Origin of the sequence: Salipiger mangrovisoli (genome assembly GCF_015223355.1) — a bacterium.
GTDB classification, from domain to species: Bacteria; Pseudomonadota; Alphaproteobacteria; order Rhodobacterales; family Rhodobacteraceae; genus Salipiger; species Salipiger mangrovisoli.
On the sequence record NZ_JADFFK010000007.1, the window covers coordinates 182,225 to 208,143 of the forward strand.

The following is a 25,919-nucleotide window of genomic DNA, read 5'->3' on the forward strand; positions in this document are numbered from 1 at the left end:
CCAGATGGGATTTCTCGACATCAGACAGGCCACCAAGTCCTACGGCGCGCTCAAGGTGCTGCACGAGACCGACATCTCGATCGAGGAGGGCGAGTTCCTTGTCTTGGTCGGGCCGTCCGGTTGCGGCAAGTCGACGCTGCTGAACATGATCGCAGGACTCGAAGAGGTCACGACCGGCGACATCTCGATCAAGGGCCGGTCGATGACCGGGGTGCGTCCGGCGGACCGCAACATCGCGATGGTGTTCCAGTCCTATGCCCTCTATCCCACCATGAACGTCGGCCAGAACATCGCCTTCGGGCTGGAAATGCACGGTGTTCCCAAGCCCGAACGCGAGAAGGCCGTGGCCGAGGCCGCCGAGCTTTTGCAGATCGGGCATCTGCTGGACCGCAAGCCGGGGCAGCTGTCCGGCGGCCAGCGTCAGCGGGTGGCCATGGGCCGGGCGCTGGTGCGTGACCCCGACGTGTTCCTGTTCGACGAGCCCCTGTCGAACCTCGACGCCAAGCTGCGCGTCGACATGCGCACCGAGATCAAGAAGCTGCACCAGAAGCTGCGCACGACCATTGTCTACGTGACCCACGACCAGATCGAGGCCCTGACGCTGTCGACCCGGATCGCGGTGATGTACGGCGGCCATGTCCAGCAGCTTGGCACGCCCAGCGAAATCTACGACCATCCCGCCAACATGTTCGTCGCGGGGTTCATGGGCTCTCCGTCGATGAACCTGTTCCCGGCGTCGGTCGCGCAGGAAAATGGCAAGGCGGTTGCCAAGGTCGAGCTTGCCGATCGATCGACCGTTGCGCTGCCGTTCCCGGACCATGCCGAGATGGCGCGTCACGCGGGGAGGGAGATCGTGCTGGGCATCAGGCCCGAGGCGATCACCGACCCCGACGGCTCGGATCGCAACAGCGCGTCGATCCACCACTTCGATGCGAATGTCGAAGTGACCGAGCCGGCAGGGTCGGATACCTTCGTCGTCACCCACATGGGAGGAAAGGAAGTGACCGGCCGATTCCGGGCAAACGTGGATGTCCGGGCGGGCCGGACCTTCAAGTTCGCCGTCAACATGGACAAGGCGGTTGCCTTCGATCCGAAGTCGGAAGAGCGGATCTCGGCATGAGCGACGGTCCCGACGTCATCGTCATCGGATCCGGAATGGGGGGCGCGACCTTCGCCGCGGCCCTTGCCGGGTCCGGGCGGCGCATCCTGATCCTGGAACGTGGCGATCATCTTCGCCCCTCGGAGCATGATCGCAGCGACAGGGCCATTTTCGTCGACGGGCATTACCGACCCGCGGAGGAATGGCTGGATGGCGCGGGACAGCCGTTCAACCCGGGGAACTACTACAATGTCGGTGGCAACTCCAAGTTCTACGGCGGGGTGCTGATCCGCTACCGGCGCGAGGATTTCTCGCCTCTCGTCCACATGGGCGGGACCACGCCGGGCTGGCCGATGTCCTATGACGACATCGAGCCGTTCTACAGCCGCGCCGAACAGCTCTACCAGGTGCGCGGGCAGCTCGGCGAGGATCCGACCGAACCGCCTCACTCGAAGCCCTATCCGCACCCTCCGCTGCCGGACGAGACCGCCATCGCGGACTTGCGATCGCGGCTGTCATCGGTCGGATTGCACCCGAGCAGCCTCCCTCTCGGCGTCAATCTCGACCGATGGCTGTCGCGGGCGAAGACGCCCTGGGACGGCTTTCCCGATACGACCGGCGGCAAGATGGATGCGGAATCCGGCGGGCTGCAAGCCGCCTTGCGGCATGGGAACGTCACGCTGCGCACTGGGGCTCGGGTCAGACGGCTTTTGACCGGGGCAGGCAATCGCGTGACCGCCGTCGAGCTGACGAGCGGCGAAGTCCTTTCCGCCCCGACCGTCGTGCTTGCCGCGGGGGCCGTCCAGACCGCCGCGCTGCTGCTGGCCTCGGCGAACGCGGGCAATCCGCACGGGCTGGCGAACCGGTCGGACCAGGTGGGCCGCAACTTCATGAACCACAACTGCTCGGCGATGCTGGCGCTGCACCCTTTGCGGCGCAATCCGTCGATCTACCAGAAAACCCTGATGGTGAACGACTTCTACCTGACCGGGGGGCCGAATGGCGCGCCTCTGGGGAACGTCCAGCTTCTGGGCAAGATCTCGGGGCCGATCCTTCAGGCGTCTTCGCCGCTGCCCGGTCCGCTGGCACGGTGGGTGGCGGGACGCTCCGTCGACCTCTACCTCATGTCCGAGGATCTGCCGAACCCGGAAAGCCGCGTCAGCCTGCGGAACGGCCAGATCGTGCTCGACTGGAAACGCTCGAACCTGCAGGCCCATCTCGCGCTTGTCGCGCGGCTCAAGTCCGACCTGCGCAGGGCCGGGTATCCGATCGTGCTGTCACGCCCCTTCGACCGACGCACGCCGTCGCATCAGTGCGGGACGGCGCGCATGGGTCTCGATCCTGCGTCCAGCGTCGTCGACATCCATTGCCGCAGCCATGACCACCCGAACCTGTTCATCACCGACGCATCGGTGCTTCCGACCTCGGCGGCGGTGAATCCCGCGCTGACGGTGGCCGCCCTTGCGATCCGGGCAGCAGACCACATGCAACAGACCGAGCGGGCCGCCTGACAGAGGGCGACCGGCAATTCCGAGGAAAGACGATGACCAAGGGCTACGACTTCATCATCATCGGCGGCGGTTCGGCGGGATCGGTCCTGGCCGGACGCCTGTCCGAAGACCCGGCGGCGCGGGTACTGCTGCTGGAAGCGGGCGGCAGCGACAGGCACCCCTTCTACCACCTGCCTGCCGGTTTCGCGAAGATGACCAAGGGCATCGGCTCATGGGGTTGGGATACGGTTCCCCAGACGCATATGCAGAACAAGGTGTTCCGCTACACCCAGGCCAAGGTGATCGGTGGCGGCTCGGCGATCAACGCGCAGGTCTACACGCGGGGCAATGCGCAGGACTACGAGGACTGGCGGCAGATCGGATGCACCGGCTGGGGCTATGACGACGTGCTGCCTTACTTCCGCAAGGCCGAGGACAACGAGACCCACGAGAACCGGTATCACGGCAAGGGCGGGCCGCTGGGTGTCAGCGAGCCGCGTGCGCCGCTGCCGATCTGCGAGGCCTATTTCGAGGCCGCCGCCGCGCTCGGCATCCCGCGCAACATGGACATCAACGGCGAGACGCAGGACGGTGTCTGCTACTACCAGCTGACCCAGAGGAACGTGCGCCGGTCCTCGGCCGCGATGGCCTATGTCTCGCCGAACCGCCATCGCCCGAACCTGACCGTCCGGCTGGGCGCACAGGTGCGCAGGCTGCTGATCGAGAAGGGGCGCGCGACGGGGGTGGAGCTCGTCGATGGCACGCGGCTGACCGCGAGCCGCGAGGTGCTGCTGTCCTCCGGGGCGATCGGGTCCCCCCGGCTGCTGCAATTGTCGGGGATCGGGCCGGCCGATCACCTGCAAGCCCTTGGCATGAAGGTGGTGCATGACCAGCCGGAGATCGGCTCCAACCTCCAGGACCACCTGGACCTCTACTGCATCGTGGAGCTGTCCGGCCCCTACAGCTACGACCGCTATGCCAGGCCCCAGTGGGCGGCGGTCGCGGGACTGCAATACCTCTTCGGACGCAAGGGGCCGGTGGCCTCTTCGCTCTTCGAGACGGGGGGCTTCTGGTACGCCGACCCAAGCGCCCGTTCGCCGGACATCCAGCTCCACCTCGGGCTTGGCACCGGGATCGAGCACGGCGTCGCGTCCATGCCGCAAGGCGGGATCACGCTGAACTCGTGCTACCTGCGCCCGCGCTCCCGAGGCACGGTGCGGCTGCAAAGCGACGACCCGGCCAAGGCGCCGCTGATCGATCCCAATTACCTGGCCGACCCCATGGACCGCGAGATGACGATCCGCGGGCTGAAGCTGACGCAGGAGATCCTGTCACAGGGGCCGTTGAAGAAGTTCATCCTTGCCGAGAGGCTGCCCGGCCCGGACGTGAAGACGGACAGGGACTACTTCGACTTCATCTGCGCCCATTCCAAGACCTCGCACCATTGCGCGGGGACCTGCCGGATGGGTGCCGACCCGGCGGCCGTGGTCGACCCGAGGTTGCGCTTCAACGGGATCGACGGGCTGAGGATCGTCGACAACTCGATCATGCCGACGGTGATCTCTTCGAACACCAATGCGGCGGCGATCATGATCGGCGAAAAGGCGGCCGACATGATCAAGTTCGACAATGGGATGGGCTGAGAAATGGTAAGACACATCGTTCTGATCCGCTTTCGGGCGGGCACCGGCGAGGCCGCCATCGCCGAGCTGTTCGCGGAACTGCACCGGATCGAGGGCAAGGTGCCCGGCCTCGTCTCGATAACGTCGGGGCGCAGCGAGAGCCCCGAGAAGATGGAGCGCGGATACATGCATGGCTTCGTCGTGGATTTCGACGATTGGGAGGGTTTGCAGGCCTACCAGGACCACCCGGAACACCAGGCGCTGGGGGCGAAGCTGGTCGAAAACGCCGAGGGCGGCAAGGACGGCATCCTCTGCTTCGATCTGCCCCTCGGGTCGAAAGGCACATGATCATGCGTCCGGTCCACTTTCCATCCACCTGCTATGTGGCGCATTCTTCACGGCAAGATCCGGATGAAGGCAGACGAACATGAACCGACGACCAACCATCATCGACGTGGCCCGCGCCGCCGGCGTTTCCAAGTCGACCGTGAGCCTCGTTCTCCAGAACAGCCCCACGGTGCGCGAGGAGACCCGGCAGCAGGTGCGCGAGGCGATGGCGCGCATCGGCTATGTCTACAACCGGGCGGCGGCGAACATGCGGATGGCGAACGCCGGGTTGATCGGTCTCGTCATCAACGATCTGCGCAACCCGTTCTTCACCGAATTCGCCACCTCGCTGCAGATGGCGCTCTCGGCCCGCGGCTATTCGGCGGTGGTCGCGAACACCGATGAGGACCCCGCGCTGCAGGCCCAGGTCGTCGGTGCGATGATCGAGCATGGCGTGTCCGCCGTCATCCTGTCGCCGACCTATGGCGGCGAGGCCGAGACCTTCGGCGCGCTGGCGCGCTCGGGCATTCCGGCGATGCAGGTGCTGCGCAAGGTCGAGTCCCGCACCGAGCTTTTTCCCTTTGCCGCACCCGATTATGTTCAGGGCAGTCGCGACGCGACCGAACACCTGATCCGGGCCGGAGCCAGGCGGATCGCCTTCGTGGGCGGCTTCGAGGGCCGCTCCGTCACGCAGGTCCGGATGTCCGGCTACCGCAGCGCACTCGAACAGGCCGGGCTGGAGCCGGTGGTGATCACCGGGCGGGCCACACGGGCCTTCGGGCGCGAGGCGGCCCATCGGCTGTCGGCCGAAATGCCCGAGGTGGATGCGGCGCTCGCCTTCAATGACCTCGTCGCCCTGGGGATCCTGTCCGGCTGCGCCGAGATCGGCCGGACCGTCGGCGACGCGTTCAAGGTGGTGGGGTTCGATGACATCGAGGAATCCGCCCATGCCTGGCCGCCGCTCAGCTCGGTGCGATGCGACGTGAACGGGTTCGGCAAGGGCATCGCCGACACCGTGCTCAATTGGTTGGAAGACGGCAAGACACCCCCGGAGGAGACGCTGACACCCGTGGACCTCGTGGTTCGGCGCTCCAGCGGAGGGGCCGGCGCGCGCTGACGGCGCCGCGCGGCTCACACTCAATCCCGCGCAAGCGGCCCACAACAGCAGACCGCCCGGAATGACCCCCGAAGCGGCAACGGAAGGAGCATGGTCATGGCAGAGGTTCGGGTTGCGGTGCTCGGGGCGTCGGGATGGATGGGCAAGGTCCATACGATGGCCTACCAGACCTTTCCGCATTTCTTCGGCACCGCCGGGGGCACCGCGCGCGTTGTCGCGCTGGTCGAGGCAAATCCTGCCGCCGCGGCGGAGCTGGCGGCCCGCGCACCGGGGGCAAAGATTCATAAGCACTGGCAGGCGGTCATCGACGATCCGGACATCGACCTGATCGATATCTGCCTGCCGGACAGCTTTCACCATGAAGTCGCCAAGGCGGCTCTCGAGGCCGGCAAGCATGTCTATTGCGAGAAGCCCCTGGCCGACACCGCGGCCGAGGCGCGGGAACTGGCCGATCTTGCCCGCGCGAAGGGTGTGATCACCCGCGTCGGCCACGCCTTCCCCCGCAACCCGGTGCACGACCTTGCCAAGGAGATCATCACCTCCGGCGAGATCGGCGAGATCACCCTCTTCAAGGGATGCCAGCACATCGACATGTACGGCGATCCGCTGGCGCCGTTCATGTGGCGGGCAGATGGCGCACGCGCCCCAACCGGGATCGTCGGCGACACCGGCAGCCACGTTTTCAGCTTCATGGAGTTCCTCGTCGGCCGCGTCTCGTCGCTCGTGGCGAACAACATCATCGCGACGCCGCGCCGCCCGGTCGTCGAGGGGCAGGGCTACGGCGGTGCGGCGGCCCTGACCGGCAAGGAAGAGTGGGCGGAGGTCACCAACCCGGACGCGACGCAGCTGCTCTGCACCTTCGAGAACGGCGCCAGCGGCGTCGTCGATTTCAGCCGCATCGCCATGGGCCGCAAGTTCATGCAGACCTACGAGATCTACGGCACGAAGGGCAGCCTTGCCTATACCTACGACGAGGTGAACCGCATCCGCTTCTATTCCCACGCGGACAGGTCGGGACGGCGCGGCTTCCGCGAGATCGATGTCGGTCCCGAACACCCGACCTACGCGGCCTTCCTGCCGCTGCCGAATTTCGCGCTCGGCTACAACGAGAGCAAGATCATCGAGGTCGCCGAGGTGATCCGCTCGATCGTCGGCGGCACGCCGATGTGGCCGACCTTCGAGACCGGCCATCACATCACCCAGATCGTCGACGCCTGCATGGCCTCCTCCAGGCAGCGGGCCTGGGTCGACATCCCACTCGTGTGACACAAGCCGACCGGAGACGAACATGGACGCATCCGTCCCGCAGAACATCCTCGACGCGCTGACCGACGTCGACATGCCGACGCTGCCGCCGGAACGACCGGCCGCGGACCACCTGGACATCGACGGCCTGCGCATTCCCGTCCACCGGGCGGGCTGTGTGGTGATCGGCAGCGGCGCCGCAGGGCTGCGCGCCGCTGTCGAGCTGCACCGGCGCGGCGGTTCTGTCGCGGTGATCAGCCAGAGCGCCTGGGGCGGCACCTCTGCCTGTTCGGGATCGGACAAGCAGACGCTGCACACGGCCAATACCTCGGCCCGTGGCGACGACTTCCTGGCGATGGCGCGCGCGATCCGCTCGGGGGGCGCCATGGACGAGGACACGGCCTATGTCGAGGCGGTGGGCTCACCGCGGATGATGGCCTCGCTGCAATACCTCGGGCTGCCCCTGCCGCAGGACCCGCTGGGCGGAACGCTTCGCTACAAGACGGACCACGACGAGGCCGGGCGCGCCACGAGCTGCGGACCGCGGACCTCTCGGCTGATGGTGCAGGTGCTGGCCCGCGAGGCGATCAGCCTGGGGATCGCGCTTCACAACCAGACGACCGCTGCCCGGCTGCTGGTCGAGGACACGGACGCCGGGGCGCGGGTGCAGGGCGTCCTGACCTTCCGGACGCGGGACCGGTCCGGGGACAACCCCTACGGTCTTGCCCTGTTCCTCGCGCCGGTCGTCGTGCTGGCGGCCGGCGGGCCGGGCGAGCTCTATCGCGACAGCGTCTATCCGAACGGCTGTTTCGGCGCGCTGGGTCTCGCGCTCGAGGCCGGGCTGCGGCTGACCAACCTGACCGAAAGCCAGTTCGGGATCGGCACCCGCCGCGAGGGGTTCCCCTGGAACCTGTCGGGCACCTATGTGCAGGTCATTCCTCACATCTATTCGGTCGATTCCGAGGGGCAGGAGCATCATTTCCTTGCGGACTACTACCGCAGCACGCAGGAGCTGGCCTCGAACGTGTTCCGCAAGGGGTACCAGTGGCCGTTCCACGCGACGCGGATGCTCGGGTTTGGCTCCAGCCTTGTCGATCTTGCGATCTGGCGCGAGACCGCAGCCGGGCGGCGGGTTTTCATGGATTTCAACCGCAATCCCCTGCCGGTGCCGGGCGATGCTCCGTTCAGCCTCGAACGGCTGGATGGGGACGTGGCCGCCTATCTCGGGACGGCCGGGGCGATCCAGGGCACGCCGATCGAGCGCCTGCGCCACATGAACCCGCTCGCGATCGAGCTCTACCGCCGGTACAAGGTCGATATCGCCTCGGAGCCGCTGGAATTCGCGGTCAACAACCAGCACATGAACGGCGGCATCGAGGTCGATACCTGGGGTCGGACCAATGTTCCGGGCATCTATGCGGTGGGGGAGGCCGCGGGCACCCATGGCGTGACCCGGCCGGGCGGTGCCGCGCTGAATGCCGGCCAGGTCTTCGGCACCCGCGTCGCCGAGCATATCGCCGCGTCGGGGGCGGCAACACGGCCCGCGTCCGGGCAGCCCGCTGCCGTGGTGAAGACGGCCCTGTCCGAGATCACGGCTCTGATCCGGCCCGGCAGCCCGCATGACATCGAGGGCGTCCGGGCGGAGATCCAGGCGCGGATGAGCGATTGCGCCGGGATGATCTGCGATCCTGCAACGGTTGCCAGGGCAGGGGCCGAGGCCCGGGCTCTTGCAGCGTCGATCGGGGCGAAGGGCATCTCGATCTCCCGGTCCGCCGAGGCGTCCCGCGCGGTACAGTGGCACCAGATGGCGCTGGCGTCGGAAGCCGTGCTGGCGGCGCTCGACCACTTCATCACTGCCGGCGGCGGCAGCCGGGGCGCCCGTGCGATCCGCGATCCCGAAGGCCAGGCTCTTCCCTTGGCCCGGACCCTTCCCCTCGATGCGTACCGCTTCCGGGACGAGCGCGAGACGGACAAGCGAGAACAGATCATCGTGCAGCGGGACAAGGGGGGGCTCCTCGTCGCTTCGAGAGACATCCGCCGCTTCGACGAATCCACCCGCGCCTTCTTCGAGCGGGACTGGCCGGCGTCCCTCACCGGCCGGATTTTCGATCTCGATCGCGACGGAGGGCCGGATGATACGCGGCCCTGACCGTGCCGTCGCGCGTGGCGCGGCAACGCTCTAGATGGCTCCGATCGGTTCGTGAGGGAGGCGGGCTCCGGCGGGTTTGAAATGTGCGGGCACCGTCAAGCTGCGGATCAGCGGCTTGTCGGGGCGCGAAGATGGCCACCAAGGGTTCCCCGGAAACGGCGCCTGCGGGACTTGCTCGGCAGTGTGTCAGCGGAAAGGTGGGTCAGACCTGCCTCAGAAAAACATCCCCTCCAGCCGCTCGAACACCCAGAATGTGGCGACAGTCCCGATACCGTAGGCGGCAGCCACCGGGGCCGCCCGCGGCAGGGCGACGAGGCGGCGCAGCAGCACCACCAACGCCAGCAGCCCACCGATGAAGGCAAGCTGGCCCAGTTCCACTCCAATATTGAAGAAAAGCAGCGCCAGCGGGATGTCGGTTTGCGGCAGGCCGATCTTCACCAGCGCCCCGGCGAAGCCGAAGCCGTGCAGCAGGCCGAAGGCGAAGGCGACGAGCCACGGCCATCGGGTCGCGAGGCTGGAACGGCCGCGGCGCAGGTGGATGGCCTCGACGGCGACCAGAAGGATGCTGAGCGCGATCAGCGTCTCGACCGGGGGCGGCGGCAGCGAGACGTAGCCGAAGGTGGCCAGCGCCAGCGTGATCGAATGGGCGACGGTGAAGGCGGTGACGGTCTTCAGCAGCATCGGCCAGCCGCGCACGATCAGCATCAGCGCGGCGACGAAGGTCAGGTGGTCGACCCCCTCGAGGATGTGCTGCGCGCCGAGCCGGGTGTAGGTCTGAACCACGGCCCAGGCCGAGGGGGTCTCGGGGATGGTCACGGCGGGCTCGCGCGGGCGCAGCAGGAAGCTGTGATGTGTGCCGTCCAGCAGCGCGACATTGACCAGCGTGTCGATGGTGGTGCGGTCCAACCCGTCGATGCGCAGCTCGGTTCCGGGCAGGCCGGTGCCGCCGCTCAGGCCGTAGCGGAAGAGCACGAAGCCCTCGACGAGGGTTTCGCCGGGCACCGGCGTCAGGGTCAGGCCCGGATCGAAGGCGGGTCGGATGTTCTGCACCATGCCGTCGCGGGTCGGCACCTTCCACAGCAGCTCGTAGCGCTGCGGCGCGACCTCGTCGATCTGCAGGAAGGCGGGGCGGATCTCATGCGCGCGGGCCTGCGGGGCCAGCGTGCAAAGGCAGAGAAGAAGCGCGGAGAGCAGGCGCAGGATCATGGGTGCGCATACTCCTGCCGCACCGCTTCGGGCACGCCTTCGGCCTCGAAGCGGACCTCGTAGCGGTCCAGCAGCTCGCGGAACATCTGCTCCTGCGCGTCGAGCACGGTGTAATACTCGTATTGCCGGGCGACAAAGTCGCGGACCTCCTCGAAGGGCGCGAGGTGCTCGGGCTGGTTTTCCGTCACCAAAACGAGGTGCAGCCCCAGCCCCGAGCGCACGGGCCCGGACCATGTCCCGACCGGCAGTTCCGAGAGCGACTCTGCGAAGCCGCCGCCGAAGGCGTTTTCCAGCGCCTGCGCCGGGGTCAGCGCCCACTCGGTCGGCATAGCCAGCTTCCCACGCCGGTCCGGCGGTACCTCGCCGCCGACCCGTAGCGCCGCGAGCGTCGCTTCCAGCGCCTCGTCCCCGGCCTCGGCAGGCAGGTAGAGCACCTGCCGGAAGGCATAGGCCCGCGGCAGGGTGAAGAGATCGGGGCGCGCGGCGTGGAAGGCGCGCAGCTGCTCCTCGGTGGGGGGCTGCATGAGCAGGCTCAGATCGCTCGACACCGCCTCCATCTTCTGCGCCAGCCGGGTGCGGATGATGTCGTCGTCCTTGTCGAGCCCCATGCTCAGGGCCTCGCGGTAGAAGACCTCCTGCCGCAGGTGGCGGTCGATGATCGCCTTCAGGTCCTCCGGCGAGGGATCGCGCTTCCACTGCGCGGTCCAGAGCGTCTGCAAGTGATCGAGCCGGGCCTGGTCAAGCGTGATGACCTCGGCCTGCGGCCCCGCGCTCTCCTGCGGGGCCAGCCAGGTCCATGTCGCGAAGAGCAGCCCGCCCAGGACGAGGAAATGGACGAGCGGCTCCCTGAGGATCGACTTCAGCATGGCGCGCCTCAGTTCACCTCGTGCCAGATCGGCGAGGCCCAGGCGCGCTCGACCAGCTCGCGCTTGACGTCCTCGGGGTAGCTCACCCCCTCGCGCAGCTCGTCGTAGAGCGTCCAGCGCGCGGTCGGCAGCTGCAGCACGCGGGCGTAGTAGAAGGCCTCGACATCGGGGTTCCAGTCGGGATCGGTCCAGACCGTCATCAGCTCGGGATCGCCCTTCTCGGCGTCGAACTCCCCCGTCTCCATGTTGATCGGCGCATCCACGGGCGTGACGCTGCCATCCGCCTGCAGGCGGTCGCCGGAGGCCACGACGTCGTAGATCCTGTCCTTCATCTCGCCGTCTTCGTACCAGCCCTTGATGATCTGGATGCGGTCGAGGTTGGGCCCGATCGGGTCTTTCATCGCCCAGACGAGCAACTGCGGCGCCTCGGTTCCGGTGTAGTCGCCGCCCATCGGCACGCCCTTGGCGTAGCCGTCGGTGACCATGGCGTCATAGCTGTCGTAGCTCTCGGCAAAGCCCTGCCCGGCGAAGACGCGCACCTTCATGCGCGGGCCGGAGGTGGCGAATGTCTCCTTGGCTTGCATGGAATCCCAGATAGCGCCGCGGGTGTTGGACTCGGCCCAGACCGCGGTCAGCGCGCCGGGGTTCACGTCGGAGATCAGCATCTCGCCCTCGAGCACCGAGGTCGATCGGATCTCGGCGGTCTGGTCGGCATAGCCGTGGCTGCCGACGGCGAAGTTGTCCTCCTCGACGTTGCTCGGGGTGCCGTTGTGGCTGTCGGTGCCGCCGACGAAGCCGTATTTGAACGGGTTCACCCCGAGGTCGGCATTGTACTTGATGCCGCGCCCGAGCCCGTAGCGCACGAAGTTCTCCTTCACGAAGGCCCTGCCGTTGAAGCGCTGGATCGACACGGCATTCTCGAAATCGGCGAACTCGTCGTTGGGCCAGAAGTTCGGCACCACCTCGGAGTTGCCCTTCACCTGCATCATCTCGATCAGCGGCTCCATCGAGGCGCGGGTCTCGGCGTACTCCTGGCCGATCGGCACGCCGGTCAGGCTCGCCTCGGCAAAGAGCAGCCCTTTGGATTCGTTGGAATTGTGCGGGATGGCAAAGACCTTTCTGCCGTCGTCGCGCTGGGTCTGCATCCAGGACCAGAGCATCTCGGGATCGGCGCCCTCGTTCGACGAGAACGGCATGTCGGGCACGTTGGTGTCGCGGAAGAAGATGTTGCGGTGCTGGTTCGCCCCGCCCGGCGCCGAGGTCCATTCATAGGCGTGGATCGTGGTGAAGGTGCCCGGGTTGTAGTGCTTCTCGGTCGCCTCGTAGTTCTTCTGCCAGGTCGTCTTGATCGCCTCCTCGCCCTGGAAGAAGGACGGGTGCGGCTCGCCGCCGCCGGCCAGCGGCGTCAGCACGTACTTGCCGTAGAGCCCCAAAGCTGTCTCGAGATCCGGCGCGGTGCGGAAGGCCACGGCGATCTCGTCGTCATAGCCCGGCGCGCCCTCGGTCATCAGGCTGTAGGCCTCGCCCATGAATTCCGCGTGGTCGGTGACCGCGACAAAATCGAGCGGGCGCTTGATCTTGTGCAGGCTGCCGTTGACCATGATCTCCTCGCCCTTGGCGAAGCGGTAGGCGTCGTCAGGCGTCAGCCGGTTGCCGCCGATGAAGGCATCCATCGACACGCCGGTATGGACGTGCTGCTCGCCGAAATAGGCCTCCTTCAGCGGATTCGTCGGGGCGTCGGCCTCGGTGGCCTGCGCCAATGCGCCGGTGGCCGTCGTCGCAAGGAGCGCGCCAAGACCCATCAGGGGCAGGAAATTGGGTCGTTTCATGATCAAATGTCCTCGTTCCGGAAGGAATCCGAAGGTTGGTAATAACGGCAGCGTAACACGCGAATAGCTCACGCATAGCGGGAGTAGACTATCCGGCGCATCGGAGTAACACTGACCACCCATGGGCATTTCGAAAAATAACGACCTGACGGCAGAGGATAGGCTGCGGCTCGAGGGACGCGGCTGGCTGGTCCGTCAGCCGGCGGATTTCCGCACCGCTCTGCTCGACAATTGCCTGCTCATGACTCTCGGCGCGGGCGAAAGCGCCATGCACCTCGGCGGCGAAGATGGCGGGCTCTACGGGCTGATCGACGGCTGGCTCGACGTGCTGATCTCGCCGGGCGCGATGGAGCCCACTTTGGTCCACGTCGCGACCACCGGCTGGTGGTTCGGCGACAGCGCGCTGCTCACCCGCAGCCCGAAGCGCGGGGCCCATGTCGCCCGCACCCCCTGCCGCATCGCGCACCTGCCCGCCGAGGCCGCCGCGCGCCTCGACCGCGACGGGCTCGACATCTGGCGCCGCATCGCTTTCATCTCGGTCGGCGTTATCGACCATGCCTTCGCGGTTGTCGCCGCGAACCGTTGCCCCCATCCGCTCGAGCGCAGCAAGCTGACACTCCGCATCCTGCTGGGCGAGGGTCTGCCCTTTGCCGCCGGCGCGCCGCTCGATCCGCCCGTGCTGCCGATCTCGCAGGCCGAGTTCGCCGAGATCGCCAACCTCTCGCGCAACGCGGCGGGGGATGCGCTGAGGCAACTCGCGCAGGAGGGGATGATCCGGCTCGGCTATCGGGAGATCGAGGTTGTGCATCAAAAGGCGCTGGGTTTGGCGTAGGGCGGTTTTCAGACCCTCCGGTTGGCGCGGCGGGTGCCTTGCGCTGGTTGCCGAGCCCGTGCAGTCGGATCCGAGTTGCGGCCCGGCGGCGGACGGCAGGAAGGTCCGGTCCCTGGCCGTCCATTGGTCTCGGGACGAAGACCCGCTTCATCAGGCGGGGCAACTCTAGACGAAGCTTCCGTTCGGGCTGTTGCCGAAGTTTGCTCCGCCAGGCGGGCCTTGGCGAAGAGGGCTGCCTGCCTTCGTTCGAAGACCAATATCGAGGTCGCAGGGGGCGCTGCCCCCTCTTGGCCTGCGGCCAATTCACCCCTGGCGTATTTGGCAAGAGAAGAAGGGACAGAGGCGCGGCCCTGGGCCGGGGTTCCTCAGCTGCGCAAGCGCCAGCCGGTGCGGAAGATCCACCAGATCACCGCGAGGCAGAGGCCGGTGAAGGCCGCGATCGCCAGCAGGCTCAGACCGATCGGCACGTCGGCCATGCCGAAGAAAGCCCAGCGGAAGCCCGAGATCAGGTAGACCACGGGGTTGAACAGGGTGATCGTCTGCCAGATCGGCGGCAGCATCGAGATCGAGTAGAAGCTGCCGCCGAGGAAGATCAGCGGGGTGACCACGAGCAGCGGCACGAGCTGGAGTTGCTCGAAATTGCCCGCCCAGATGCCGATGATGAAGCCCAGCAGCGAGAAACTGATGCAGGTGAGCAGGAGAAAGACCACCATCGCAAGCGGGTGTGCGATGTGCAGATCGACGAAAAGCGTTGCCGTGGCCAGGATCACCGCGCCGATGAACAGCGCCTTGGTTGCCGCCGCGCCGACGTAGCCGAGGACGATTTCGAGGAAGTTCACCGGGGCTGACAGAAGCTCGTAGATCGTGCCGATGAACTTGGGGAAGTAGATGCCGAAGCTGGCATTGGAGATCGCCTGGGTGATCACCGAGAGCATCACCAGCCCCGGCACGATGAAGGCGCCGTAGCTGACGCCCTCGACCTCGTCGATGCGCGAGCCGATGGCGGCGCCGAAGACCACGAAATAGAGCGAGGTCGAGATCACCGGCGACAGGAAGCTTTGCATCAGCGTGCGGAAGAAGCGGCTCATCTCGTAGCGGTAGATGGCCCAGACGCCCCGGAGATTCATGCCTCGTCCTCCTCGTTGTGGACCATGCTGACGAAAATCTCCTCGAGCGAGCTCTGCCGGGTGGCGACATCGCGCACCGCGATCCCTTCTGCCGCCAGATCGGCCATCAGACGGGCGATGCCGCTACGCTCGGCGGTGCTGTCGTAGCTGTGGACCAGCAACCGCCCGTCGTCGAGCAGTTCGAGCCCGCGCCCCTCGAGCGCGGCGGGCAAGGTCTCGAGCGGGCTGTCGAGCAGCACCCGCAGCTCCTTGCGGCCCATGCGGGTCATCAGGCTGTGCTTGTCCTCGACCAGCAGGATGCGGCCGCGGTTGATCACCCCGATGCGATCGGCGATGGCCTCGGCCTCCTCGATGTAATGCGTGGTGAGGATGATCGTCGTGCCCTGCGCCTTGAGCCCGGCGACGATCTCCCACATGTCGCGGCGCAGTTCCACGTCGACACCTGCGGTGGGCTCGTCGAGGAACAGCACCTTGGGCTCATGCGCCAGCGCCTTGGCGATGAGCACCCGCCGCTTCATGCCGCCAGAGAGCGCGCGGATCGGCGTATCACGCTTGTCCCAGAGCGAGAGCCGGCGCAGCACGTCCTCGATCAGCGCGTCATCGCGTTTCAGCCCGAAAAGCCCGCGCGAGAAGCGCACCGTGTTGAGCACCTTCTCGAAGGGTTCGAGGTTGATCTCCTGCGGCACCAGCCCGATGAGGCGGCGCGTGGAACGGTAGTCGGCGAGGATGTCGTGGCCGCCGACGCGCACCTGGCCGCCGGTCGGGGTGACCAGCCCGCAGATGATCGAGATCAGCGTCGTCTTGCCCGCGCCATTGGGGCCGAGCAGGGCGAGGATCTCGCCCTCGGCGATCGACAGGTCGACGCCTTTCAGCGCCTCGAAACCGCCGTCGTATTTCTTGGCGAGCTGCGCCACCTCGACCATGGCCATGGGGTATTCTCCGTCTGCTGTGAGCGCAAACCTAGGCCCGCGGGCGCAAAGCGCAACGTGCGATATGGCAGGGCGGGCTGTGCGCGGCGCGCCTGCTGCCGGTTCTTGTCAGGAGCTCCCCGGCCGCGCCGGGCAAATCTCCTTGAAGATATTTGCGACCTTCTTCGAAGGAGGGGGCCCGCGCGTTTCCATATGGCGCCGGCCGCTCCGCCGGGCTAGAGCCAGCCCATGACACTTGCCGCACCCATCCCCAGCCTTCATCGTCCCGGCCTCGGAATCGCGCTGATCTGCGCGGGGGTTGCGGGGATCTCGATCAACGACATGCTGATCAAGCTGCTCTCGGGCGGCTACCCGCTGCACCAGATCGTCGCGTCCCGCGCGGCGGTGGGGCTGTGCATCATCCTCGTGCTGCTGCAGCTCGAGGGCGGCTGGCGGCTGCTGCGCAGCGACACGCCGCTGCTGCATCTGGCGCGCGGGGTGCTGGTGGTGCTTGCCAACATGAGTTTCTACGCCTCGGTCGCGATCATGCCGCTGGGTCAGGCGACGGCGCTGTTCTTCGTGGCGCCGCTGTTCATCACGCTGCTCTCGGTGCCGATCCTCGGCGAGCGGGTCGGGCCCTGGCGGCTCGGCGCGGTCTTCGTCGGCTTTCTCGGCGTGGTGGTCATGCAGCAGCCCTGGGCAGCGGCGCCCGAGGGCGCGGCGGCGTCGCGGCTGGCGCTACTGCTGCCGGTCGTGTCGGCGCTGCTCTACGCGCTGCTGCAGGTGCTGACGCGCAAGCTGGGGGTGACCACGCGGGCCTCGGCGCTGGCGGTGCACCTGCAGCTGATGTTCCTGGTGGTCTCGGCTGGCTTCTACCTCGTCGCGGGGGACGGGCGCTACATGGACAGCTTCGAGAGCGAGGCGGCGCGTTTCCTGTTGCGGCCCTGGGTGATCCCGAGCGCGGAGGATGCGCTGGTCTTCCTCGCGCTCGGCTGCATCTCGGGATTCGTCGGCTATGCGCTCAGTGCCGCCTACCGGATGGCCGACGCGGCGGTGATCGCGCCCTTCGAATATGTCGGGCTGCCGCTGGCGATCTTCTGGGGCTGGGCGATCTTCGGAGAATGGCCAATCCCCGCCACCTGGATCGGCTGCGCGCTGATCGTCGGGGCGGGGCTGGTGGTCTTCCTGCGCGAGCGGGCGCGGTCGCGGCCGCAGCCGGGACGGCGGCGCGGCAGCACCGCCGTCAGGCACTAGGTAGGATCTAGGCCGTGACCGTGCTGCGCACGGTGTCGATCATCAGCTGAACGTTCTCGGGGTCGGCGTCGGGGGTGATGCCGTGCCCGAGGTTGAAGATATGCGGCCCCTTCAAGAAGGCCTTCACGACCCGCTGCGTCTCGCGCACCAAAGCGTCGCCGCCGGTGACCATGTGCGACGAGGCAAGGTTGCCCTGCACGCAGCCCGAGACCTGCACGTGCTGGGCGGCCCATTCGGGCGTCACGCTGTCATCCACCGCGACGCAATCGGCACCGGTCGCCGCGTGGAAGCCGATGTAGCCCTCGCCGGCCTGGCGCGGGAAGGCGATGACCGGCAGGCCGGGGAAGCGCGCCTTCATCTCCTGGGTGATGATCCGGGCGGGCTCGAGCGCGTACTTGCGGAAATCGTCGCCCTCGAGCGAGCCGGCCCAGCTGTCGAAGAGCTTCACTACCTCGGCCCCGGCCTCGACCTGCTTGGTCAGATATTCGATGGTGCCCTGCGTCAGCACGTCGAGGATGCCCTCGAAGAGCTTGCGGTTCTCGGCCTTGAGCGCATGCGCCGGGCCCTGGTCCTTGGTGCCGCGCCCGGCGATCATGTAGGTCGCCACAGTCCAGGGCGCGCCGGCAAAGCCGATCAGCGTGGTCTCGGACGGCAGTTCGCGCGAGAGGATCTTCACCGTCTCGTAGACCGGGTTCAGCGTGTCGTGGATCGCGTCCACCGGATTCAGCGCGGCAAGGTCGGCATCGGTCTGGATGGTCGAAAGCCGCGGGCCTTCGCCGGTGACGAACCACAGGTCGAGCCCCAGCGCCTGCGGCAGCAGCAGGATGTCGGCGAAGAGAATCGCCGCATCGAAGCCGTAACGGCGGATCGGCTGCAGCGTCACCTCGGCGGCGAGTTCGGGGTTGTAGCACAGCGACAGGAAGTCCCCGGCCTGCGCCCGCGTGGCGCGGTACTCGGGCAGGTAGCGCCCGGCCTGGCGCATCATCCAGATCGGCGGGGTGGGCAGGGTCTCGCCGGCCAGCGCGCGCAGGATCGTCTTGGTCATGGGAACCCCCGTCTTTCTTTCGTGTCTTTCAGGTCCGTCGTCTGGGGGCGGCAATATGTCAAATCGGCCCCCATTGCCACAGCTTCTCCCGCGACATAAAGCTCGGGCCATGACAATCGAGACCCCCATCACCCTGCCTTCGCCCGACGCCCCGTTGAAGATCGGCACCCGCGGCTCGCCGCTGGCGCTGGCGCAGGCGCATGAGACCCGCGACCGGCTGGCCGCGCATTTCGACCTGCCCGCCGAGGCTTTCGAGATCGTGGTGATCAAGACCACCGGCGACGACCGCGCGATGATCGCCGCCGACCGGCCGCTGAAGGAAATCGGCAACAAGGGGCTGTTCACCAAGGAGATCGAGGAGCAGCTGCTGTCGGGCGGCATCGACATCGCCGTGCACTCGATGAAGGACATGCCGACCGAGCAGCCCGAGGGGCTGATCCTCGATTGCTACCTGCCGCGCGAGGACGTGCGCGACTGCTTCATCTCGCCCGCGCATTCGGCCATCGCCGAGCTGCCCGAGGGCACCGTGGTCGGCACCTCGTCGCTGCGCCGCCGGGCGCAGCTGTTGCACCGCCGCCCCGACCTGCAGGTGGTCGAGTTCCGCGGCAACGTGCAGACGCGCCTCAAGAAGCTCGAGGACGGCGTCGCCGCCTGCAGCTTCCTAGCCATGGCCGGGCTAAACCGGATGAACATGACCGGGGAGCACATGACGCCGATCGACCCCGAGGACATGCTGCCCGCCGTGGCGCAAGGGGCCATCGGCATCGAGCGCCGCACAGCGGACGGGCGCGCGGCGGCGATGCTGGATGCGATCCACGACCGGCCGACGCAGGCGCGTCTGGATGCCGAACGCTCTTTCCTGCGCACGCTCGATGGCAGCTGCGAGACGCCGATCGCGGGGCTCGCGCTGCTCGACGGCGACACGCTCTGGCTGCGCGGCGAGATCCTGCGCCCGGACGGGACCGAGGCGCTTTCCGGTGAACGCCGCGGTCCGATCGCCGAAGGCGCGCGCATGGGCGCCGATCTGGCGCGCGAGCTGCTGGAGCGTGCGGGCGAGGGCTTCTTCGCCTGGAAGTAGCGCTGATAGGATCAGACGGGGCGCGGGCCGGAGACGGCTTGCGCCCTGCCTCTTATCTCTCCGGGCAATCCTCGCCGAGCGGCGTGCCGTCATAGGTCTTGTCGCCGCACTCGTTCACCTCTTCCCAGACGTAGCCGCGCCCTTCGTCGCTGATCGCCACGACCCGGTCGATGCCGAATTCGATGTTGCGCTGCGAAGTGTAGACATGCGCCGTGCCCGCCTCGATCTGCGCGCCGATCTCCTCGGCGTCGAAGCAGCCGAACCAGTCGGGCGCATTGCGCGGCTCGGCGCCCTCGTAGCGCTCGAACACCGGGTCGAGCGTATCGGGCCGTTCGGAGGTGGTGAAGCAGGCGCGGTAGCGGATCGGCGAGGAGTCCGCGTCGATCCCCTCGAAGTCGCGGAACGGAATGTCGCGCGGATCGCCGCGATCCAGCGGGGTCAGCACGACACGCGCCTCGGCCCCGGCGAGCGGCTCATAGAAATAGTAGACCTGCGCGTAGTAGACGACCGCGCCGAAGATCAGCGCGGCCGCAACGATGAAGATCGCGAGGATCTTGCCGCTCACGCGGCGGTCTCCGCGGCTTCGGCGGTCCAGCCACCGGCCTCGGTGCTGACGAAGGCGTCGGCGCATTTCTTCGCCAGCGTGCGCACCCGGCCGATATAGGCCTGCCGTTCGGTGACCGAGATCACGCCGCGCGCGTCGAGCAGGTTGAACAGATGCGAGGCCTTGATGCACTGGTCGTAGGCCGGGTGGGCCATGACGATGCGCTTGCCGGTCTTGGGGTCGTCATGCGTGCGCGCGAGGATCGCCTCGCATTCGGCCTCGGCCTCCTCGAAGTGGCGCAGCAGCACCTCGGTGTTGGCCACGTCGAAGTTCCAGCGCGAGTATTCTTCCTCGGTCTGGCGGAAGATGTCGCCGTAGCTCAGTGCGATCGGCGCGTCGGGGTCGTTGAACGGCATCTCCATCACGTGGTCGATGCCGAGCACGTACATGGCAAGGCGCTCGAGCCCATAGGTCAGCTCGCCCGAGACCGGGTGGCAGTCATGGCCGCCGACCTGCTGGAAGTAGGTGAACTGCGAGACTTCCATACCGTCGCACCAGACTTCCCAGCCAAGCCCCCAGGCGCCCAGCGTCGGGCTTTCCCAGTCGTCCTCGACAAAGCGGATGTCGTGCAGCGCCATGTCGATGCCGATGGCCTCGAGGCTGCCGAGGTAGAGCGCCTGCAGGTCCGGCGGGCTCGGTTTGATCAGCACCTGGTACTGGTAGTAATGCTGCAGCCGGTTCGGGTTCTCGCCGTAGCGCCCGTCGGTCGGGCGGCGCGAGGGCTGCACGTAGGCCGCCGCCCAGGGCTTCGAGCCGAGCGCGCGCAACGTGGTGGCCGGGTGGAAGGTGCCGGCACCCACTTCCATGTCATAGGGCTGCAGCACGGCGCAGCCCTTGGAGGCCCAATAGGTCTGCAGCCGCAGGATGATCTCCTGGAAGCTGCGCGGCTTGCTGCTTTCGCTGCGGATCTCGCTCATGGCATCTTTCCCCTTGCGCGTCGCCTGTGCGGGCGCCCGTCGTCCACTGGTCGGCTGCCTGATTATGCGTGCAACGGTCAAGGGTCAATGCGCCAGCCTGACCATCTTTTGAGATGACGCGAGCGGGGGGTCTGTTACAGAGTCCTCGCGAAAACAAGAAACCAACAGACGACCGGGGCCGAGGAGCGAGTACAGCCATGTTCAGATCCATTCTCATTGCAGGAGCGACCGCGGCGTTGCTCGCCCATGGTGCCGCGGCGCAGCAGGGCGACGTGGTCTACATCCAGATCGAGGCGCAGCCCAGCCTGAACGAGGCAGAGGCGCGCCTGCGCGACTATGCGGGCGGGCTGCAGGACGTGAACGGCTTCTCGCTGGGCGGCGGCTGGTACGGCATCGCGCTCGGCCCGTTCGCGCCCGAAGTCGCCGCCGAACAGCTGCGCAGCCTGCGCGCCGCCGGGCGCATCCCGCGCGATTCCTACCTCGCTGCGGCGGGCGAATACGGTCGCCAGTTCTGGCCGGTCGGCGCGGGCCGCGGCGCGAGCCAGCCGCCCGTGACCGCCGCGCCGCTCGATCCCGCCCCCGAAGGTCAGGTCTCGTCGCTGGCCGCCGCGCTGGCCGAACAGGTCGGCGAGCGGACCGCTGGCGCCAGCGCAGCGCCAGAGGCCGCGACCGAGGCGCCCGCCGCAGAGCAGGTGGCTATTGCGGAGCCCAAGCCGCAGCCGCAGCCGCAGCCGTCGATCCCCGAGGAAACCCCGGCTCAGGCGCGCCGCAGCGAAGCGCAGCTCAGCGCCGCCGAGCGCCAGCAACTGCAGGTGGCGCTGCGCTGGTCGGGCCATTACGACAGCGCCATTGATGGCGCTTTCGGCAATGGCACGCGCATGGCGATGGGTGCCTGGCAGCGTGACAACGGCTACGAGGTGACCGGCATCCTCACCACGCGCCAGCGCGCCGACCTCATCGGCAAATACAACGCCGTACTCGAGGGCACGGCGATGCAGCAGGTCACCGACGCCAAGGCAGGCATCGCCATCGAGCTGCCGATGGGCGTGCTGGCCTTCGACCGCCGCGAGGCGCCCTTCGCGATCTACAAGGGCAACGGCGAGCTGCCCGAGGCACAGGCGCTGCTGATCAGCCAGCCGGGCGACCGCAAGGCGCTTGGCGGGCTCTACGAGATCCTCCAGACGCTTGCCATCGTGCCGGTCAACGGCCCGCGCAGCCTGCGCCGCGATGGCTTCAGCCTCAGCGGCGCCAACGCGCGCATCACCAGCCACACCGAGGTGCAGCTGCGGGACGGGCAGATCAAGGGCTGGACACTGGTCTGGCCGGCAGGCGACGAGGCCCGTTTCGAGCGCATCGTGAACATCATGAAGACCAGCTTCCGCGCCACTCCCGGCGTGCTCGACCCGGCCTCGGTCAGCGACGACGGCCAGTCGCTCGATCTCGTCTCCGGCCTGCCGATCCGCAAGCCGCGCGAGACCGTCGCGGGTTTCTTCGTTGACGCGCGCGGCGCGCTGCTCACCTCGGCCGCCTCGGTCGCCGGGTGCGGCCGGCTGACGCTCGACGGCAGCTATGGGGCCGAGCTCGTGCAAAGCGATGCGACCCTCGGCGTGGCGCTGCTGCGCGCGACCTCGGCGCTGGCGCCGCGCGGCGTGGCGCGGCTGCGGACCGACATGCCGCGGCTCGGCTCCGAAGTGGCCGTCGCGGGCTTTCCCTATGGCGGCGTGCTGAGCGCGGCGACGCTGACCTTCGGCGCGCTGGAAGACAGCAAGGGCCTCGGCGGCGAGGAGACCCTGGCGCGGCTGGCGGTCGAGGTGACGCCGGGCGATGCGGGCGGTCCGGTGCTCGACGCGGGCGGCGCGGTGGTCGGCGTGCTGATGCCGCGCGATGCGGGCGCGAAACAGCTGCCCGAGGATGTCGCCTTCGCCACCGATGCCTCGGCACTGCTGGCCTTCCTGCAGTCGGCCGGCGTCTCGGGGACGTCGTCGCAGGGCGAGGGCGTCATGGCCCCCGAGGACCTCACCGCCGCTGCCCGCGACATGACCGTGGCGGTCAACTGCTGGGAGTGAGGGCCGCCGCGCCGCGCGCCGCCTGCGTCTTCTAGGCGGAAATATCCCGAGGGGTGAATTCGCCGGTAGGCGAAGAGGGGGGCAGCGCCCCCCTTTCTTGTCGGTCGGTCACGCCGCGGTCACCCGCCAGATGATGTCGCCGACGTCGTCGGCCATGAGCAGCGACTTGCCGTCCGGCCCGATGCAGACCCCGACCGGCCGCCCGTAGGAGACGCTTTCGTCCTCGGCGAGGAAACCCGAGAGGATGTCGCGCGCGGGTCCGGAGGGCTTGCCGTCCTCGAAGGGCACGAAGACCAGCTTGTAGCCGCTCAGCGTCGAGCGGTTCCACGATCCGTGCTGGCCGATCACCATGCCATCCGGGAAGCCGGGCAGGGTGCCCGCGGGCATCCAGCACAGCCCCAGCGAGGCGGTGTGCCCGCCGAGCGCGTAGTCGGGCTGGATCGCGCGGGCCACCTTTGCGGCGTCCTGCGGCACGCGGTCGTCGACGATCTGTCCCCAGTAGCAGAAGGGCCAACCGTAGAAGCCGCCGTCCTGCACCGAGGTGAGGTAGTCCGGCGGGGTCTCGTCGCCGAGCCCGTCGCGCTCGTTGACCACGGTCCAGAGCGCCCCCGTCGCGGGCTCCCAGGCCAGGCCGACGGGATTGCGCAGGCCCGAGGCGAAGACGCGGGACGCGCCGGTTGCGAGATCCAGCTCCCAGATCGCCGCGCGGCCCTCCTCGACCTCCAGCCCCTCGTCCCCGATGTTGCTGAGCGAGCCGACGCCGGCGTAGATCTTGCTGCGGTCGGGAGAGACGATCAGGCTACGCGTCCAGTGGCCATGCGGCTTGAATTCCACCAGCTTGCGGCCCTCGCCGGTGAGCGACGTTGCGCCCTCCGCGTAGGGGAAGGCGACGATGCCGTCGGTGTTGCCGACGTAGAAGGTGCCGTCCACCAGCGCCATGCCAAAGGGTTGGTTCTGGTTCTCAAGGAAGATCTCGCGCCGCTCGGCGACGCCGTCGCCATCTTCGTCCCGCCAGAGGGTGATCCGGTTGGCGCTGGTGCCGAGCGCCCGCGCCCGGCGCATGGTGGCATGCATGGCGCGGTCGAAGAGCGTCTTCGGCGGGCGGCCCTGCTGCATCGCCTCGGCGACCAGCACGTCGCCGTTCGGCAGCACCTCGATCCAGCGCGGGTGGAGCAGCTCCGAGGCAAAGGCGTTGACCTTCAGGCCCGGCGCGGCGGTTGGCGTGTGGCCCGGCTCCCAGCCCTTGGCGGTCGGCATCTTCAGGGTCATGATCCCCTGTTTCTTGGCCTCCGGTATGCTAGGATTTGCGCCGAACGCCTGTGTGCCCGGCGCGCTTGCGCGCCGAAGTAGAACCATTGTGCCGCCGATCATCGCGGTCACGCGTGCCATGAAATCCATGTCAGCCCCCAGCCAGTGTTTGCGCGAACCTACCGCAGGCGGGATGAAGGGCAAAGGGGTCCCGCGACGTTTGCACGCACCCGCACCCGGCGATTGCTCCCTGAGGTCAAGCAGTTGCACGGATTGTATAAGCTGGGCTTTTTGTTAATCAGCGGCCCCGAGATCGGCCGAGAGGAAAAACGCCAATGACCAAACCCTTCCGTACCGCGCTTTTCGGCGCTGCCATCGCCGGCGCTGCCGCGACCTCGGCCACGGCCGAGGAGTGGCGCCTCAACAACTTCCTGCCCGAGACCCGGCCGGAAACCGCGCAGATCGAGCAGTTCGCCGACGAGGTGAACACGGCGCTCGACGGCAAGGATTTCAAGCTGACCGTCTACAGCGGCGGCTCGCTTGGGCTGAAGAACACCGACCTGCTGCGCGTGCTGCCGCGCGGCGCGGTGGAGATGAGCCTGATGTGGTCGAACTACCTTGGCCGCGATGCTCCGGCGCTGTCCTCGGTCTTCGTGCAGGGGGCGATCAGCACCGTCGACGAGCTGAAGGCGGTGCTGCCCGTGGCGCAACAGATCTACGAGGAAGAATACACCGACTGGGGTGTGACCACCGTCGGCTTCGTGGCGATCCCGACGCTCTCGGTTTCGGTCTTCTGCCGCGACGAGCCGATCCACACGCTTCAGGACCTCAAGGACGTCAAGCTGCGGGTCTGGGCGCGCGAGCAGGTCGAGACCTTCACCAAGCTCGGCGTGGCCGCGCAGATCATCCCGCAGGAAGAGACCTACGTGGCGTTGAAGACCGGCGTGGTGGATTGCGCGCTCTACCCGGCGCTCTACGCCAGCACGATCTCGTTGCAGGAGGTGACGAAATACGCCTCCTTCCTCTACCCGATGGCCTCGGCGCCCTACACGCTGGGCGTCGCCACGGACACATGGGAGTCCACCGACCCGGAGATCCAGGCAGCGATCACCACGGCAGCGGACGCCCTCTGGGAGCGCACCAATCAATACGACAAGGACGCCGAGGCCGAGATGGCCGCGCGCGAGAAGCTGGGCGAGATGGGCGTGACCTGGGGTGAGGACTTCCCCGAGGCCGACCGCGCGCAGTTCATGGAAGCCGTGTCCGAGACCTGGGCGATGCTTGCCGAGGAAGCCGGCGGCAACGCCATGGACTACCGCGCCCGCGTGCTCGAAGCGCTCGGTCGCTGATCCACGGCGATGGGAGCGCTGAAACACATGCTGGCGCGGGGGCTGGAACTTCTGGCCCTCGCCATGGCGCTGATGGCTGCCGTTGCCATGGTGGGGATCGTCGGGATCATCACCACCAGCGTCGTCATGCGGCGGTTCTTCAATTCGCCCGTCCATATCACCGAGGACATGGTGGGGCTGATGCTGAGCGCCATGCTCTTTCTCGCGCTGCCGCTGGTGACCCTGCGGGCCGAGCATGTGCGGGTCTCGATCGTCGCCGACGCCCTGCAGAGCCGGATTCCTCGGCTTCTGCGCATCGCGGCGATGCTGGTCGGGGTGCTCTTCTTCGGCTGGATCCTGCTGGAGGCGATCCCCTGGTTCGAATTCGCCTGGAAGCGCAATCTCAAGTCCGAGACCGCGCGCGTGCTGCTCTACCCCTGGATGGCGGCGCTGCCGCTCTCGGTGGCGGTCACATGGGTGATCTTCGCCGGGCGGCTGCTCGGCCTGCTGGCCCCCGAACGGCCGCACGCACCCGAGGAACTGCAATGACCATGACCCCCTC

22 protein-coding genes are annotated in these 25,919 nt (G+C 67.7%); 13 read left to right on the forward strand and 9 right to left on the reverse strand.

Annotation, left to right across the window (positions count from 1 at the left end):
• Positions 1-4: 4 nt before the first annotated feature.
• The 7 genes from IQ782_RS11270 (at position 5) to IQ782_RS11300 (ending at position 9,049) form a co-directional block, all read left to right on the forward strand.
• Positions 5-1,120 (forward strand): ABC transporter ATP-binding protein, encoded by a 1,116-nt coding sequence (locus IQ782_RS11270; RefSeq protein WP_194134732.1) that lies wholly within the window; start codon positions 5-7, stop codon positions 1,118-1,120.
• Positions 1,117-2,610 (forward strand): FAD-dependent oxidoreductase, encoded by a 1,494-nt coding sequence (locus tag IQ782_RS11275; protein WP_194134733.1) that lies wholly within the window; start codon positions 1,117-1,119, stop codon positions 2,608-2,610. The genes IQ782_RS11270 and IQ782_RS11275 overlap by 4 nt, the downstream gene beginning before the upstream one ends.
• 32 nt (positions 2,611-2,642) lie before the next feature.
• Positions 2,643-4,232: a GMC family oxidoreductase gene (locus IQ782_RS11280; RefSeq protein WP_194134734.1), complete on the forward strand. Its 1,590-nt coding sequence runs from the start codon at positions 2,643-2,645 to the stop codon at positions 4,230-4,232.
• 3 nt (positions 4,233-4,235) lie between these two features.
• Complete coding sequence (locus tag IQ782_RS11285; protein ID WP_194134735.1) at positions 4,236-4,559, forward strand: Dabb family protein; 324 nt, start codon at positions 4,236-4,238, stop codon at positions 4,557-4,559.
• Between the two features lie 79 nt (positions 4,560-4,638).
• Positions 4,639-5,655 (forward strand): LacI family DNA-binding transcriptional regulator, encoded by a 1,017-nt coding sequence (locus tag IQ782_RS11290; RefSeq protein ID WP_194134736.1) that lies wholly within the window; start codon positions 4,639-4,641, stop codon positions 5,653-5,655.
• 96 nt (positions 5,656-5,751) lie between these two features.
• Entirely contained in the window at positions 5,752-6,921 is a 1,170-nt protein-coding gene (locus tag IQ782_RS11295; protein ID WP_194134737.1) for a Gfo/Idh/MocA family protein, read from the forward strand.
• Between the two features lie 22 nt (positions 6,922-6,943).
• Positions 6,944-9,049: an FAD-dependent oxidoreductase gene (locus IQ782_RS11300; RefSeq protein WP_194134738.1), complete on the forward strand. Its 2,106-nt coding sequence runs from the start codon at positions 6,944-6,946 to the stop codon at positions 9,047-9,049.
• 213 nt (positions 9,050-9,262) lie between these two features.
• On the opposite strand, the gene IQ782_RS11305 is transcribed toward IQ782_RS11300, so the two are convergent.
• The 3 genes from IQ782_RS11305 to IQ782_RS11315 are packed head-to-tail and all read right to left on the reverse strand — an operon-like array spanning position 9,263 to position 12,950.
• Entirely contained in the window at positions 9,263-10,255 is a 993-nt protein-coding gene (locus tag IQ782_RS11305) for a HupE/UreJ family protein (RefSeq protein ID WP_240989239.1), read from the reverse strand.
• Positions 10,252-11,121 (reverse strand): peptidyl-prolyl cis-trans isomerase, encoded by an 870-nt coding sequence (locus IQ782_RS11310; RefSeq protein WP_194134739.1) that lies wholly within the window; start codon positions 11,119-11,121, stop codon positions 10,252-10,254. Before IQ782_RS11310 ends, IQ782_RS11305 begins: the two co-directional genes overlap by 4 nt.
• Positions 11,122-11,129: 8 nt before the next feature.
• The gene (locus IQ782_RS11315) at positions 11,130-12,950 is read right to left on the reverse strand and encodes a DUF3604 domain-containing protein (RefSeq protein ID WP_194134740.1); all 1,821 of its coding nucleotides are present in this window, start codon (positions 12,948-12,950) and stop codon (positions 11,130-11,132) included.
• Between the two features lie 121 nt (positions 12,951-13,071).
• On the opposite strand from IQ782_RS11315, the gene IQ782_RS11320 reads away from it, so the two are divergent.
• On the forward strand, positions 13,072-13,782 hold the full coding sequence (locus IQ782_RS11320; RefSeq protein WP_194134741.1) for a Crp/Fnr family transcriptional regulator: 711 nt from the start codon (positions 13,072-13,074) through the stop codon (positions 13,780-13,782).
• 365 nt (positions 13,783-14,147) lie between these two features.
• On the opposite strand, the gene IQ782_RS11325 is transcribed toward IQ782_RS11320, so the two are convergent.
• Together IQ782_RS11325 and IQ782_RS11330 are read right to left on the reverse strand one after the other, a co-directional pair.
• A complete protein-coding gene (locus IQ782_RS11325) occupies positions 14,148-14,909 on the reverse strand; it encodes an ABC transporter permease (RefSeq protein ID WP_194134742.1) in 762 nt (253 codons plus the stop codon).
• Complete coding sequence (locus IQ782_RS11330) at positions 14,906-15,838, reverse strand: ABC transporter ATP-binding protein (protein WP_194134743.1); 933 nt, start codon at positions 15,836-15,838, stop codon at positions 14,906-14,908. The genes IQ782_RS11325 and IQ782_RS11330 overlap by 4 nt, the downstream gene beginning before the upstream one ends.
• 228 nt (positions 15,839-16,066) lie before the next feature.
• On the opposite strand from IQ782_RS11330, the gene IQ782_RS11335 reads away from it, so the two are divergent.
• Positions 16,067-17,071, forward strand: coding sequence for a DMT family transporter (locus tag IQ782_RS11335; RefSeq protein WP_194134744.1), 1,005 nt, complete (start codon positions 16,067-16,069; stop codon positions 17,069-17,071).
• 7 nt (positions 17,072-17,078) lie between these two features.
• On the opposite strand, the gene hemE is transcribed toward IQ782_RS11335, so the two are convergent.
• The gene (gene hemE / locus IQ782_RS11340; RefSeq protein ID WP_194134745.1) at positions 17,079-18,116 is read right to left on the reverse strand and encodes a uroporphyrinogen decarboxylase; all 1,038 of its coding nucleotides are present in this window, start codon (positions 18,114-18,116) and stop codon (positions 17,079-17,081) included.
• A gap of 109 nt (positions 18,117-18,225) precedes the next feature.
• On the opposite strand from hemE, the gene hemC reads away from it, so the two are divergent.
• Positions 18,226-19,194: a hydroxymethylbilane synthase gene (gene hemC, locus IQ782_RS11345; RefSeq protein WP_194134746.1), complete on the forward strand. Its 969-nt coding sequence runs from the start codon at positions 18,226-18,228 to the stop codon at positions 19,192-19,194.
• A gap of 52 nt (positions 19,195-19,246) precedes the next feature.
• Here the strand turns inward: hemC and IQ782_RS11350 are convergent, their stop codons facing one another.
• Positions 19,247-19,759: a DUF6446 family protein gene (locus IQ782_RS11350; protein WP_194134747.1), complete on the reverse strand. Its 513-nt coding sequence runs from the start codon at positions 19,757-19,759 to the stop codon at positions 19,247-19,249.
• Positions 19,756-20,715 (reverse strand): glycine--tRNA ligase subunit alpha, encoded by a 960-nt coding sequence (locus tag IQ782_RS11355; RefSeq protein WP_194134748.1) that lies wholly within the window; start codon positions 20,713-20,715, stop codon positions 19,756-19,758. The genes IQ782_RS11350 and IQ782_RS11355 overlap by 4 nt, the downstream gene beginning before the upstream one ends.
• A 197-nt stretch (positions 20,716-20,912) precedes the next feature.
• Between IQ782_RS11355 and IQ782_RS11360 the strand changes: the two genes are divergently transcribed.
• Complete coding sequence (locus IQ782_RS11360; protein ID WP_194134749.1) at positions 20,913-22,781, forward strand: serine protease; 1,869 nt, start codon at positions 20,913-20,915, stop codon at positions 22,779-22,781.
• A gap of 108 nt (positions 22,782-22,889) precedes the next feature.
• Here IQ782_RS11360 and IQ782_RS11365 read toward each other — a convergent pair whose 3' ends face one another.
• Entirely contained in the window at positions 22,890-24,179 is a 1,290-nt protein-coding gene (locus IQ782_RS11365) for a PQQ-dependent sugar dehydrogenase (RefSeq protein WP_194134750.1), read from the reverse strand.
• A 185-nt stretch (positions 24,180-24,364) separates the two neighbouring features.
• Between IQ782_RS11365 and dctP the strand changes: the two genes are divergently transcribed.
• Both dctP and IQ782_RS11375 read left to right on the forward strand, forming a co-directional pair.
• Positions 24,365-25,378, forward strand: a complete 1,014-nt coding sequence (dctP, locus tag IQ782_RS11370) for a TRAP transporter substrate-binding protein DctP (RefSeq protein ID WP_194134751.1) — start codon at positions 24,365-24,367, stop codon at positions 25,376-25,378.
• 9 nt (positions 25,379-25,387) lie between these two features.
• A complete protein-coding gene (locus IQ782_RS11375) occupies positions 25,388-25,906 on the forward strand; it encodes a TRAP transporter small permease (RefSeq protein ID WP_240989240.1) in 519 nt (172 codons plus the stop codon).
• The last annotated feature ends 13 nt before the right edge of the window (positions 25,907-25,919 follow it).